Annotated in this window: 14 protein-coding genes; 9 read left to right on the forward strand and 5 right to left on the reverse strand. The window is 71.6% G+C overall.

Annotated features, from left to right (window positions below):
• The first annotated feature begins 3 nt into the window (after positions 1–3).
• The 5 genes from motB to KV106_RS02060 are packed head-to-tail and all read left to right on the forward strand — an operon-like array spanning position 4 to position 6,530.
• Positions 4–1,023 (forward strand): flagellar motor protein MotB, encoded by a 1,020-nt coding sequence (motB, locus tag KV106_RS02040; RefSeq protein WP_082321545.1) that lies wholly within the window; start codon positions 4–6, stop codon positions 1,021–1,023.
• A 15-nt stretch (positions 1,024–1,038) separates the two neighbouring features.
• The gene (locus KV106_RS02045; RefSeq protein ID WP_057591774.1) at positions 1,039–2,217 is read left to right on the forward strand and encodes an EscU/YscU/HrcU family type III secretion system export apparatus switch protein; all 1,179 of its coding nucleotides are present in this window, start codon (positions 1,039–1,041) and stop codon (positions 2,215–2,217) included.
• Positions 2,214–4,286, forward strand: a complete 2,073-nt coding sequence (gene flhA, locus KV106_RS02050; protein ID WP_082321543.1) for a flagellar biosynthesis protein FlhA — start codon at positions 2,214–2,216, stop codon at positions 4,284–4,286. Before KV106_RS02045 ends, flhA begins: the two co-directional genes overlap by 4 nt.
• Positions 4,283–5,755 carry a flagellar biosynthesis protein FlhF gene (flhF, locus tag KV106_RS02055; RefSeq protein WP_261205868.1) on the forward strand — a complete coding sequence of 491 codons (1,473 nt, stop codon included), beginning with the start codon at positions 4,283–4,285 and terminating at the stop codon, positions 5,753–5,755. The genes flhA and flhF overlap by 4 nt, the downstream gene beginning before the upstream one ends.
• A gap of 52 nt (positions 5,756–5,807) precedes the next feature.
• Positions 5,808–6,530: an RNA polymerase sigma factor FliA gene (locus KV106_RS02060; protein ID WP_261205972.1), complete on the forward strand. Its 723-nt coding sequence runs from the start codon at positions 5,808–5,810 to the stop codon at positions 6,528–6,530.
• Positions 6,531–6,565: 35 nt separating this feature from the next.
• On the opposite strand, the gene KV106_RS02065 is transcribed toward KV106_RS02060, so the two are convergent.
• Both KV106_RS02065 and pdxA read right to left on the reverse strand, forming a co-directional pair.
• Positions 6,566–7,237, reverse strand: coding sequence for a 4-hydroxythreonine-4-phosphate dehydrogenase (locus KV106_RS02065; RefSeq protein ID WP_261205870.1), 672 nt, complete (start codon positions 7,235–7,237; stop codon positions 6,566–6,568).
• Complete coding sequence (pdxA, locus tag KV106_RS02070; protein ID WP_261205871.1) at positions 7,234–8,265, reverse strand: 4-hydroxythreonine-4-phosphate dehydrogenase PdxA; 1,032 nt, start codon at positions 8,263–8,265, stop codon at positions 7,234–7,236. The genes KV106_RS02065 and pdxA overlap by 4 nt, the downstream gene beginning before the upstream one ends.
• Before the next feature lie 65 nt (positions 8,266–8,330).
• Here pdxA and KV106_RS02075 point away from each other — a divergent pair, with 65 nt between their 5' ends.
• Both KV106_RS02075 and KV106_RS02080 read left to right on the forward strand, forming a co-directional pair.
• Positions 8,331–9,251 carry a LysR family transcriptional regulator gene (locus tag KV106_RS02075; RefSeq protein WP_261205872.1) on the forward strand — a complete coding sequence of 307 codons (921 nt, stop codon included), beginning with the start codon at positions 8,331–8,333 and terminating at the stop codon, positions 9,249–9,251.
• An 18-nt stretch (positions 9,252–9,269) separates the two neighbouring features.
• Positions 9,270–10,193, forward strand: coding sequence for an SdiA-regulated domain-containing protein (locus tag KV106_RS02080; RefSeq protein WP_261205873.1), 924 nt, complete (start codon positions 9,270–9,272; stop codon positions 10,191–10,193).
• Positions 10,194–10,202: 9 nt separating this feature from the next.
• Here KV106_RS02080 and KV106_RS02085 read toward each other — a convergent pair whose 3' ends face one another.
• The 3 genes from KV106_RS02085 to flgA form a co-directional block, all read right to left on the reverse strand.
• Positions 10,203–10,583: a hypothetical protein gene (locus tag KV106_RS02085; protein WP_057595356.1), complete on the reverse strand. Its 381-nt coding sequence runs from the start codon at positions 10,581–10,583 to the stop codon at positions 10,203–10,205.
• Between the two features lie 4 nt (positions 10,584–10,587).
• Positions 10,588–10,896 (reverse strand): flagellar biosynthesis anti-sigma factor FlgM, encoded by a 309-nt coding sequence (gene flgM, locus KV106_RS02090; protein WP_057595355.1) that lies wholly within the window; start codon positions 10,894–10,896, stop codon positions 10,588–10,590.
• Between the two features lie 97 nt (positions 10,897–10,993).
• Entirely contained in the window at positions 10,994–11,734 is a 741-nt protein-coding gene (gene flgA, locus KV106_RS02095; protein ID WP_057595354.1) for a flagellar basal body P-ring formation chaperone FlgA, read from the reverse strand.
• A gap of 213 nt (positions 11,735–11,947) precedes the next feature.
• Between flgA and flgB the strand changes: the two genes are divergently transcribed.
• Both flgB and flgC read left to right on the forward strand, forming a co-directional pair.
• Entirely contained in the window at positions 11,948–12,376 is a 429-nt protein-coding gene (gene flgB, locus KV106_RS02100; RefSeq protein WP_261205874.1) for a flagellar basal body rod protein FlgB, read from the forward strand.
• A 3-nt stretch (positions 12,377–12,379) separates the two neighbouring features.
• A complete protein-coding gene (flgC, locus tag KV106_RS02105) occupies positions 12,380–12,784 on the forward strand; it encodes a flagellar basal body rod protein FlgC (protein ID WP_057595352.1) in 405 nt (134 codons plus the stop codon).
• Positions 12,785–12,809 lie beyond the last annotated feature (25 nt).

Consider the following 12,809-nt stretch of genomic DNA (forward strand, 5'->3'; position numbering starts at 1 on the left):
GCCATGGCCACCACGCCCGGGACCCGCAAGCTCCAGCCGATCATCATCAAGCGGGTCAAGAAGACCACGCATGCGCACCACGGCGGCGCCTGGAAGATCGCCTACGCCGACTTCGTGACGGCCATGATGGCCTTCTTCCTGCTGATGTGGCTGCTGGGCTCGACCGCCAAGGGCGACCTGCAGGGCATCGCCTCCTACTTCAACTCGCCGATGAAGGTCGAGATGGCCGGCGGCTCGGGCGCGGGCAGCGCCTCGAGCGTGGTGCCCGGCGGCGGGCGCGACCTCACGCGCACCACCGGCGAGGTGCGGCGCACCGACGGCAGCACCATGGACCCGAAGAAGATCGGCCAGGACAACAGCCTCAAGCTCGAGCAGGCGCGCCAGGATGCGCGCCGCATGGCAGCGCTGCGCGCGCGCATCGAGGAGATGATCGAGAGCAATCCCAAGCTGCGCGAATTCCGCTCGCAGATCAAGCTCGAGGTGACCTCCGACGGCCTGGAGATCCAGATCGTCGACGCGCAGAACCGCCCGATGTTCGACACCGGCAGCGCGATCGTGAAGCCCTACATGCACGACATCCTGCGCGCGGTGGGCGGTGCGCTCAACGGCATCGAGAACCGCGTGAGCCTGGCCGGCCACACCGATGCCGCGCCCTACGGCAACGGCGACCGCGGCTACGGCAACTGGGAACTGTCGGCCGACCGCGCCAATGCCTCGCGCCGCGAGCTGGTGGCCGCCGGCATGCCCGACGACAAGCTGGTGCGCGTGGTCGGCCTGGCCGCGAGCGACCTGCTCGACAAGAAGAATGCGCTGGCCCCGCTGAACCGCCGCATCAGCATCGTGGTGCTCACGCGCGACGCCGAGTCGCGCCTGTTCGGCAACGCGCGCCTCGAGGGCAACGATGCGGTGAAGGCCATCGCCACCGAGCTCGCCAAGGAACAGAAGAAGCCCGAGGGCGCCGATGCGCCCGCCGCACCCGCCGGCGCGGCGCCCGCCGCCACCCCGGGCCGCACCCAGCCCTGAGCGAGCGCCACCGCCATGGAATCGAACAGCCAGGACCGCCAGCTCCCCGCCTCGCAGCGCAAGATCGACCAGGCGCGCCGCGACGGCCAGGTGCCGCGCTCGAAGGACCTGTCGCACCTCGCGGTGATGGGCACCGGCGCGGTCGCGCTGCTGCTGCTCGCGCCCACCGCCTTCGAGCAGATGCGCGGCACGCTCGCGCAGGCGCTGGTCTTCAACGCGGCCAGCGTGCAGGACCCGGCCGACATGCTGTCGCGGCTGTCGACCTTCGCCGGCCTGGGCCTGGTGGCCTGCGTGGTGTTCGCCGCCATCGTGCTGAGCGCGGCGGTCGCGGGCAGCCTCGCGGTCGGCGGCTGGGTCTCGAGCACCAAGGCGATCACGCCCGACCTCTCGCGCCTGAGCCCGTTCAAGGGCCTGGGCAATCTCTTCAGCCGCCAGCAGCTCGCGCAGGTGGCCAAGCTGGTGCTGCTGGCGGCCATCCTCGGTGCCATCGGCTGGTACTACGTGGCCGGCTCGATCGGCGAGGTGGTGCGCACGGTGCTGCAGCCCTCGCCTTCGGCGCTGCGCGCGCTCGGCGACTGGCTCGCCACCGGCGTGGGCCTGCTGCTGCTGGTGGTGTTCGCCACCGCCGTGATCGACGTGCCGCTGCAGCGCTTCTTCCACCTGTCGAAGCTCAAGATGTCGCACCAGGAAGTCAAGCAGGAGCACAAGGAATCCGACGGCGACCCGCATACCAAGGGCCGGCAGCGCAGCGCGGCGCGCGCGATCTCGCAGCGCGCCAGCATCACGGCCGTGCCGCGCGCCGACTTCGTGTTGATGAACCCGACCCACTACGCGGTGGCACTGCGCTACGACGAGGCCACCATGAACGCACCGCAGGTGGTGGCCAAGGGCGCCGACCTGCTCGCGATGAAGATCCGCGAGATCGCCAATGCCAACGGCATCCCGGTGGTGCAGTCGCCGATGCTCGCGCGCGCACTGTTCGCCCATGCCGAGATCGACCAGCCCATTCCCTCGAGCCTGTTCACCGCCGTGGCCCAGGTGCTGGCCTACGTCTACCGCCTGAAGGCCGCGCTGCGCGGCGAGGGCCCGATGCCGCAGGGCGTGCCCGATCCCTACGTGGCGCCCGAGCTCGACCCGCACCGCAAGCTGCCTGCAACGGCAGCCGCCGAACCCGTCGCCGGAGTGCGTCCATGAACCCGCTCGCCCTGCGCCAGTGGCTCGGCGAGCGCGGCGGCATGTTCCAGCGCGCGGCCGCGCCGCTGCTGGTGGTGGCCATCCTCGCGCTGATGGTGCTGCCGATCCCGCCCTGGCTGCTCGACGGCTTCTTCACGCTCAACATCGCGGTCGCGCTGATGGTGATGATGGTGGCGGCCTACATGGTGCGCCCGCTGGACTTCGCGGCCTTTCCCTCGGTGCTGCTCTTGACCACGCTGATGCGGCTGTCGCTCAACGTGGCCTCCACGCGCGTGGTGCTGCTCGAGGGCCACACCGGCCCGGGCGCCGCGGGCGCGGTGATCGAATCCTTCGGCCACTTCCTGATCGGCGGCAACTTCGCGGTCGGCCTGATCGTGTTCGCGATCCTGGTGGTGATCAACTTCGTGGTGGTCACCAAGGGCGCCGAGCGCATCGCCGAGGTGTCGGCGCGCTTCACGCTCGACGCCATGCCCGGCAAGCAGATGGCGGTCGACGCCGACCTCAACGCCGGCGTGATCGACGAGAAGGAAGCTCGCCGCCGCCGCGCCGAGGTGGCCGAGGAAGCCAACTTCTTCGGCTCGATGGACGGCGCCTCCAAGTTCGTGCGCGGCGATGCGATCGCCGGCATCCTGATCCTGGTGATCAGCATCGTCGGCGGCTTCGCCATCGGCGTGCTGCAGCACGGCCTGTCGGCCGGCAAGGCGGCCGACACCTACGTGCTGCTCGCGGTCGGCGACGCGCTGGTGGCGCAGGTGCCGGGCCTGCTGATCTCAGTCGCCGCGGCGATGGTGATCTCGCGCGTGGGCCGCGAGGACGACGTGGGCCGCCAGATCGTCGACCAGCTGCTGACCTCGCCGCGCGTGCTGGGCCTCACGGCCGGCATCCTGGGCCTGCTGGGCGTGATCCCGGGCATGCCGCACGTGGTGTTCCTCTCGATCGCCTCGCTGCTGGGCTGGGGCGCCTGGCGGCTGTCGCGCCGCCCGCCGCCGGCCGCGCCCGCGCCGCCGGCACCGCCCGCGCCCGATGCCGAGGCCAGCTGGGACGACCTGCAGCCGGTGGACCTGCTGGGCCTGGAACTCGGCTACCGCCTGATCGCGCTGGTCGACAAGAGCCGCCAGGGCGACCTGCTCACGCGCATCAAGGGCGTGCGCCGCAAGTTCGCGCAGGAGGTGGGCTTCCTGCCGCCCGCGGTGCACGTGCGCGACAACCTCGAGCTCAAGCCCAGCAGCTACCGCGTCACCCTGCGCGGCGTGGTGGTGGCCGAGGGCGAGGCGCATCCGGGCATGTACCTGGCGATCAATCCGGGCGGCATCACCACCCCGCTGATCGGCACGCCCACCACCGATCCGGCCTTCGGCCTGCCGGCGCACTGGATCGAGGAGCGGCAGCGGGAAGCCGCGCAAATGAGCGGTTTCACCGTCGTTGATTCGGAGACCGTGATGGCCACCCACCTGTCACATTTGATGCAGGTGCAGGCGGCGCGCCTGCTGAGCCGCACCGAAACCCAACAACTGGTCGAACACGTGAACAAACTGGCGCCCAAGCTGATCGAGGAAGTCGTGCCCAAGCTGGTGCCGCTGTCCACGTTCCAGAAGGTGCTGCAACTGCTGCTGGAAGAGTCGGTGCACATCCGCGACATCCGCACCATCGTCGAGACGCTGGCCGAACATGCCGGCAGCACCACCGACCCGGCCGAACTCGCGCGCCGCGTGCGCGTGGCGCTGGCGCCGGCCATCGTGCAGCAGATCTACGGCCCGGTGAAGGAGCTCGACGTGATCGCCATCGAGCCCGCCTTCGAGCGCCTGCTGATGCAGGCCCTGGGCAATGCCCAGGCGCCCGCGCTCGATCCGGGCGTGGTCGAGATCTTCACGCGCACCGCCGCCGAGGTCGCGCTCAAGCAGGAAGAGCAAGGCGTGCCGGCCTGCCTGCTGGTGCCCGACGCGATCCGCAACGCCATCGCGCGCATGGTGCGCCGCGCCGCGCCGCGCATGCAGGTGCTCGGCCACAGCGAAATCCCTGAAACCCACACGATCCGCATCGGCCCGATCCTGCGAGGAGCCTCCGCATGAACATCCAACGTTTCACCGCACCGACCGCCCGCGAAGCGATGGCGCTGGCGCGCAATGTCTTCGGCGACGGCACGCTGATCCTCTCGAACCGCCAGCTCGACGACGGCGTGGAAGTGGTGGCCGCGGCCGAGGACAGCCTGAGCGCGCTCGAAGCCGGCCGCGCGATCCTGCAAGGCACGCAGGGCACGCTGTCGGCGCCCGCGTGGACGCCGCCGAAGCCGGTGCCCGCGCCCGCCATCGCGCAACCGCAACCCGCCGCGCCGGCACCCGCACCGGCCCCGCTCGCGAGCGCCGAATCGCGCGCGATCGTCGAGGCCGACGTGGCCGAGCTCGGCATGAGCACGCTGTCGTTCCAGGACTACGTGCGCGAACGCATGCTGCGGCGCCAGCAGGAGGCCGCATCGCCGGCGCCCGTGCCCGCCACGCCCTCGGCAGCGCCGGCCCGCGCGGCCTTCGCGCCCACCGCCGCACCCGCCGCCACCGAAACGCCACGCCCCGCTCCCGTCGCCGCGCCGGCCCCCGTGACCGACACCGCGAGCGAAACGCAGCAGGCGCTGATGGCCGAACTGCAGGCCATGCGCACGCTGATGGAGAGCCGCTTCAACGCCCTCGCCTGGCTCGGCCCGGCGCGGCAGAACCCGGTGCATTCGAACCTGATGCTCAAGCTGCTGCGCGCCGGCTACTCGCCCGCGCTCGCGCGCAGCGTGCTCGAATCGATCGCGCTCGACAACGACGCGGCCGGCGCGGTGCGCCGCATGATGGGCGCGCTCGAGACCATGCTCGGCCTCGACCCCGCCGCGCCCACGCTGGCCGAGGAAGGCGGCGTCTACGCGCTGGTCGGCGCCACCGGCGTCGGCAAGACCACCACCGCCGCCAAGATCGCGGCCCAGTGCGTGCGACTGCACGGCCCGGCCAGCGTCGGCCTGATCACGCTCGACATGCACCGCGCGGGCGCGCACGAGCAGCTGCGCGCCCACGGCCGCGCCATGGGCGTGGTGGCGCATCTCGCGCACGACCGCGCCGCGCTGCAGGAGCTGCTCGCGCTGTTCCACGGCAAGCGCATGGTGCTGATCGACACCGCAGGCCTGGCGCCGCGCGATCCTCGCCGGCGCGACCTGCTGGACCTGCTCGACCTGCCCGGCGTGTCGCGCCTGATGGTGCTCAACGCCGGCGCGCACGGCGACACGCTCGACGAGATGGCCGCCAGCTTCAAGATCGGCGGCGCGCGCCAGGCCGTGCTGAGCAAGACCGACGAGGCCGTGAAGCTGGGCCCGGCGCTCGACACGCTGATCCGCCACCAGCTGGTGCTGCGCGGCGTGGCCCATGGCCCGCGCACCTCGCAGGACTGGAAGCCGGCGCTGGCCGCCGAGCTGGTGCGCGACTCGATGCGCGCGGCGCAGCGCTCGCCCTTCGATCCGCAGCCGGCCGACCTCGAACTGTTCTTCTCGCCCGGCGCGGGCGAACTCTGAGGAGCGTTCCGCCCCACGACACGACATGCAGGCCGCTTCCCCGCTCTCCCAGATGTACACGCCCAAGGGCCGGCTCGACCGCGATGCGCTGATCCGGCAGCACGTGCCGCTGGTGCGCCGGCTGGCGCATCACATGATCGCCAAGCTGCCGCCCAACGTCGAGCTCGACGACCTGATCCAGGTCGGAATGATCGGCCTGGCCGATGCGCTGTCGCGCTTCGAGGCCAGCCAGGGCGTGCAGTTCGAGACCTTCGCCACCCAGCGCATCCGCGGCGCCATGCTCGATGAGCTGCGCGACGGCGACTGGCTCTCGCGCGGCTCGCGCAAGAGCCAGAAGCAGATCGAGCAGGCCGTGCGCGCGCTCGAGCAGAAGCTGGGCCGCGCGCCCGCCGAGTCCGAGATCGCCGAGGCGCTCGAGATGCCGCTGGCCGACTACCAGAGCCTGCTGGGCCGCGTGCGCGGCACCCAGCTCGTGTACCTGGAGGACATGGGCGGCGGCACCGATGCCGAGGGCGAGTCGGGCTTCCTCGACCGCCACCTGGCCGATGCCGACGCCGACCCGATGAGCCTGCTCAAGGACCAACGGCTGCGCCAGGCGCTGGTGGGCGCCATCGACAGCCTGCCCGAGCGCGAGCGCCACATCATGGGCATGTACTACGAGCAGGACATGAACCTCAAGGAGATCGCGGCCGTGCTCGGCGTGACCGAGTCGCGCGTCTCGCAGCTGCACAGCCAGTCGATCGCGCGGCTGCGCGCGAAGATGCGCTCGCACTGACGCTCACCAGGCGCCGCGCCGCGGTGGTGCTTTTTTCATCGCGCGCCGAGGATCGCGGCGAGCTGGCTTTCGAGGCTTCGGCCGGGCGCCGGAAAGCACCCGTCGAGCGCCGCCGTGCCCACCGTGAAACCCGCGGCACCGCTGGCGCGGATCGCCGCGATGCGTTCGGGTGTGTCGATCGAGCCCGCCACGATCACCGGCTTGCCCGCGGCCGCGCACACCGCGCGCATCAGCCGCGGCACGTCGAGCGCGGCGCGGTAGGCCAGCAGGTCCAGCCCCGCCACGCCGGGCCGGCTCTCGATCGCGCGGGCGCTGGCCACGATCTCCTCGATCGAGCCGCCGAGCACGCTCGGATGCCCCGAGACCCGGCCCGCGAACGGGTAGTAGCGGATGCCCGTGCCCTCGAGCAGCGGCAGCACGTCGTCGACGTGCGTGCCGCCGAGCAGGTGGTCGACGCCGAGCCGGCACGCCATCTCGACCGAGGCGATCTCGCTGTCGCGGTCGAGCGAGACGACCTCGAGGTAGCTCGAGGCGCCGTGGTCGCGGATGCTTCTGTGCAGGCCCTCGAGCTCGGCCATCGGCAGCCCGATGTCCTTGAAGCCGATGTGGCGCACGCCGGCCGCGAGCGCCGTCGCCAGGTGCCGTGCCGCGTCGGCCACGGTGCGGTCGTGGCGCGTGAGCATGAAGATGAATTCGAAGCCGCTCATGGTCCGGTCTTTCTCGTGGTTCGGTGGGCAGCCGCCAGGCGCGCGGCCATGTCGAGCGCGGCCTCGAGGCTGGCGGCGTCGGCGATGCCGCACCCCGCGATGTCGAAGGCGGTGCCGTGGTCGGGGCTGGTGCGAACGAAAGGCAGGCCGAGCGTGATGTTCACGCCCTTGTCGAGCCCGAGGTACTTGACCGGGATCAACCCCTGGTCGTGGTACTGCGCCACCACCACGTCGAAGCGCCCCTGGCGCGCCTGCATGAACACCGTGTCGCCGGGCCAGGGTCCGCTGGCGTCGATGCCCTCGCGCCGCGCGGCGGCGATCGCGGGCGCGATGGTGCGTTGCTCCTCGTCGCCGAACAGACCGCCCTCGCCCGCATGCGGATTGAGCCCGGCCACCGCGATGCGCGGCGCCACGATGCCGAAGGCCCGGGCGCCCCGGTGCGCGAGCCGGATCGCCGACACCTGCGCCGCGAAGTCGGCGCGCTCGATGGCCTCGCGCAGCGCGCAATGGGCCGTCACGAGCACGGTGCGCAGTTCGTCGTTGGCCAGCATCATCGCGACCCTGCAGCCGGTGCGCTCGGCCAGGATCTCGGTGTGGCCCGGATAGCGCAGGCCGGCGGCGACCAGCGCTTCCTTGTGGATCGGCGCGGTGACGATGCCCGCGACGCGGCCCGCCTGCGCGAGATCGATCGCGGCCTCGACCGCGTCGAAAGCGGCCCGGCCACTGGCCGCATGCACGGCGCCCACGGGCGGCAGCGCCTCGAGCCGCGACGCGGCCAGCAGGTTGACCGTGCCGGGCGAGTGCGCCATGTCGTCTATCGACGCCGCCACGCGCAGCCTCGCGCCGGCATCCAGGGCCTCGAAGGCCTGGCGCATCACGCGCGGATCGCCGACCAGCACGCAGCGCCGGGCCCATTCGGCGTTCAACAAGGTACGGGCCACGATCTCGGGGCCGATGCCCGAGGGATCGCCCATCGTCAGTGCGAGCCGCTCGGGCTGGGTGAGTTGTGCTGACAGTTCCTGCATCATGGGGATCGGGTGGACGGCGGGGCCGGACGCTCAAATCTATGCAGAGACCCGCCCCAGGACAAACGATGATTGCTGACACCAACGGTGAGCCTGGCTCACAACAGAATTCCTCGCGCCTGCCTTCGCTGATGGCACTGCGCTGCTTCGCGGCCGCGGCCCGGACCCAGAACTTCAGCCAGGCGGCCGACAGCCTGCATCTGACCCATGGCGCGGTCAGCCGCGCCGTGCGCATGCTCGAGGACGACCTGGGCCTGGCCTTGTTCGAGCGGCGCAACCGCGGTGTCTTTCTCACCGAGGCCGGGCGCCGGCTCCAGCTCGCGGTGGACGAGGGCTTCGGCCTGATCGAGGAGGCCACGCGCGAGCTGCGGCACTCGGCGCGCGAGACGCCGCTCGTGCTCTCGTGCGAGCCGACCCTGCTGATGCGCTGGCTGATCCCGCGCTGGCCCGATTTCCAGGCGCGCCATCCCGAGGCCGCGGTGCATCTCGTGGCGGGTGGCGGGCCGTTCTCCTTCGACGACGGCATCGACCTCGCGATCCGGCGCAACGATTTCGCATGGCCCGCGAGCGTGCACGCGCAGCCGCTGTTCGAGGAGAAGATCGGCCCGGTGTGCAGCCCGGGCCGGGTCGACGCCTTCTTCGACACCGCCGGCGCGGGCCCCTCGCTGCGGAGCGACGCGGTGCGCCTGCACACGCGCACGCGGCCGCAGGCCTGGCCCTCGTGGACCCGGTTGCGGGGCGCCTCGGCCGGCGCCGGCGGCAGGGAACAGGTCTTCGAGCATTTCTATTTCAGCCTGCAGGCGGCGGTCGCCGGGCTCGGCGTGGCGATCGGGCCCTGGCACCTGGTTTGCGACGACCTCGAAAGCGGCGTGCTGGCGGCGCCGCTGGGCTTCGTCGCGGACGGCTCGGGCTATTTCCTGCTGTCGCCGCAGAAGCCGGCTGCGGGCCGGCAGCGCCAGTTGCTCGACTGGCTTCTCTCGGTGGTCTGAACGCTAGACTCCGCCCGCATGACCCGAGCCAGATCCCGCAAGACCCTGTTCCTGGCCATCGTGCTCGCATTCGGCGTGGCCTTCGGCTGGTACTTCAAGGTGCCCGCGCTCGGCTACTACTGGCTCAGCACCACGCTGGGCGCGGCGCAATGGGCGAACAATGCGCTGTGGCTGCCGGACTACCGCGTGGCGGTCGAGGGCTTGCCGATCCAGGGCCTGACGCGCAATGCCTCGGGCCTGACCTTCAACACCGAGACCGGCACCCTCTTCACGGTCATCAACCGCCCGCCGCAGATCGCCGAGCTCGACACCGAGGGCCGGCTGCTGCGCGTGATCGGGCTCGACGGGGTGAAGGATCCGGAGGGCATCACCTACGTGCAGGGCGACGGCTACGTGATCTCCGACGAGGACAGCCACCGCATGTACTGGGTGCGGATCGGGCGCGACACGCAGCGTGTGTCGGTGGCCGGCCGACCGAGCCTGGGCATCGGCATCGACCGGCTGCACAACAGCAGCTTCGAGGGCATCTCCTGGGACGGCGTGCACAGGCGCCTGTACGTGGTGCGCGAGAAGCTGCCGATGCGCGTGCTGGTGATCACCGGGCTCGATCCCGACGCGCCCTCCGCGAGCGGCTTCAACATCGACATCAGCGAATGGAAGTCCTCGCGCGCGGGCTCGCTGTTCATGAGCGACCTGTCCTCGGTCACGCTGCACGATGCGACCGGCCACCTGCTGCTGCTGAGCGACGAGTCGGCACTGGTGGTGGAGTACGCGAGCGATGGGCGCCCGGTCAGCATGCTGCCGCTGTGGCGCGGCTTCGGCGGCCTGCAGCGCAAGGTGCCGCAGCCCGAGGGCGTGGCGGTCGGGCCCGACGGGCGGCTCTACCTGCTGTCGGAACCCAACCTGTTCTACTGCTTCGAGCGCGCGCCGAAGCCTTCGTAGCCGTCGCGGTCAGTGCGCCGGCACGTGGGCCGAGCGCAGGCCCGCGAACATCCTGCGCTCGCCGGGCATGGTGTAGGTGGCATCGGGGCGCGGCCCCAGCAGCGAGGCCAGGCTGCGGTCGACGATGACGGTGCGGCGCGCGACGCTGTCGCGCTGGTTCGACAGCCGCTGGGCCACGGCCTCGACGCGGCGGCGGAATTCGGCGTCGAGCGCCTCGGCCGACAGCGCGGCCTCGAGGGCGCGCGCGAAACCGGTGGCGCAACGGCGCAGCTCGCCGCTGGCCTGCAGCAGGTCCGAGGGTTCGGCGCAGCGCAGGCCGGCATCGACCCGGTCGAGCTGGTCCTCGACCTCGCTCAGCAGCATCTCGGCGGAAGCACGGGTATCGGGCATGGCATCAGTTCCTTGCGCGGCTCAGGAATTCCTGGGCGTTGGCCAGGAGCTTGTCGGCGATGGCGCCGGAATCGACCTTGAAGCTGCCGTCGGCGATGGCGGCGCGCACCGCGGCCACCTTCGCCTCGTCGATGCCGTTGCCGGCCGTGGCGGCGGCCTCCAGCGTGCGGGCCGAGGCCGACACGCTGACCGGCGTGCCGGTGGCGTCGCCCGCATCGGCCACCGCGGGCGTGGCGCCCCGGCCGGTCTTCGCGGCCGCGGCCACGCCGGTGGCGGCCGCGACGGCGGGATCTTGCAACGGGTTGATCTTCATGGCGGCTCCTGGCCCCGGGCGGGGGCTTCGTCCCCAGGATTTCGACCGCCGTTCGACGGACTTGAGGACTTTTTCGAAGTTTTTTGCGCCGCGCCGGTCACATCGAGAGGCGCACGGTACGCGGATCCTGCACCACGCCGGTGGTGATGCGGCCATTCTCCATGCGGATGCGCACCATCTGGCCGACCACGCCCGGCGTCAGCGCCTGGGCCTCGGTGGCGATCTCGAAGCCCTGGCCCTGGGCCACCACGCGCACCTGGGTGCCGGCGGCGAAGGCCTGGGCCGGCTTCACCATCGACTGGCGCAGCGGCTGGCCGGCCTGCAGCGAGCGCGAGGCGACCTGCCCCACCCACTGGGTGGCGTCGGCCATCACGGGCGAGGGATCGGCGGCCCAGTCGGCCTCGGCCTCGACCGCGTCGGCCGCGCTCAGCACGGTGCCGGGCAGCACGTTGTCGCGCAGCACCCAGGCCGGCCCGAAGGCCTTGATGGTGACCGGCAGGAACACGTTCCAGCGCGCGCCACCCTCGACGCAGCGCAGCCCGAGCCGGGTGCGGCCCCACAGGCGCAGGCCGGTGGGGATGTAGGGTTCGACGCGGCTGCAGGGCGCCAGGCGCAGACGGTTGTCGAGCGCGCCGATGGCGACCTCCATGCGCAGCGGCGCGGGATTGGCCGACTGGGCCTGGGCCACGGCATCGTCGAGCCACTGGCGCGTGCTGGCGGCGAAGGCCTCGCCGGCCTCGGCGCCTTCGGACGGCGCCTGCTGGGCGAAGGCGCTGAAGGCTGTGCAGGCGGCGAGCAGCAGCGCGCCGGCGGCGAGAGGGAATGCGGGGATGGCCATGGGCTCCTCCGGGGGGTGTGCGGCAACGGAAATGCGGAACGCGCGCGCCTCGGCCCGGCGCACCGCGACCCGCACTGTAGGCAGTGCGCCCCGACCCCAAAGCCGCGATAAGGCCGAAAAAGCCGCCTTTCATCCGCGCTTCCGAAATCGGCGCGGCTCCCACAATTTCCGCACGGGCGCTCACGCCCACCCCCTTCGCGAGGACCCTGGCCCATGCTCGACAAACTGACGAACTCACTGGATTTCCAGGCGAAAGCGCTGGTGCTGCGTGCCGACCGCCAGCGCGACATCGCGAGCAACATCGCCAACGCCGACACGCCCGGCTACGCGGCGCGCGACTTCAGCTTCGCCGACGCGATGCGCGAGGCCACGGGCGGCGGCACGCCGCGCGCCGCCTCGGGTGCCAGCGCCGATGGCCGCACCGACGCACGCCACATCCCGCTGACTTCGGGCGGCGGAACCGGTGGCAGCGGCGCGAGCGGCGGCTACGCGGTCCAGACCCAGCCCTCGCTCGACGGCAACAGCGTCGACCTCGACCGCGAGCGCGCGGCCTTCGCCGACAACGCGGTGCGCTACGAAGCCACGCTGCGCTTCATCAACGGCCAGGGCAAGACGCTGCTCGCGGCCATCCAGGGGCAATAAGCCATGTCGATGTTCTCGATCTTCGGCATCTCCGGCAGCGCGGTCAGCGCGCAGTCGCAGCGCCTGAACGTGGTGGCCAGCAACCTGGCCAATGCCGACGCGGTGGCCGGCCCCGATGGCCAGCCCTACAAGGCGCGCCAGGTGGTGTTCCAGACCGTGGCGCTCGACGGCGAGACCGGCGCCGGCGTGCGCGTGGACTCGGTGACCGAGAACCAGACGCCCGGGCGCAAGGTGCACGAGCCCGCCAACCCGATGGCCGATGCCCAGGGCTACGTGACCCATTCGAACGTGAACGCGGTGGAGGAGATGGTCAACATGATCTCGGCCTCGCGCTCCTACCAGAACAACGTCGAGGTGATGAACACGGCCAAGAATCTGCTGCTCAAGACGCTGCAGATCGGCCAGTGAGCGCCACCCCACCGCACACCCTTCT

Source organism: Variovorax endophyticus (assembly GCF_025376855.1).
Lineage (GTDB): Bacteria > Pseudomonadota > Gammaproteobacteria > Burkholderiales > Burkholderiaceae_C > Variovorax.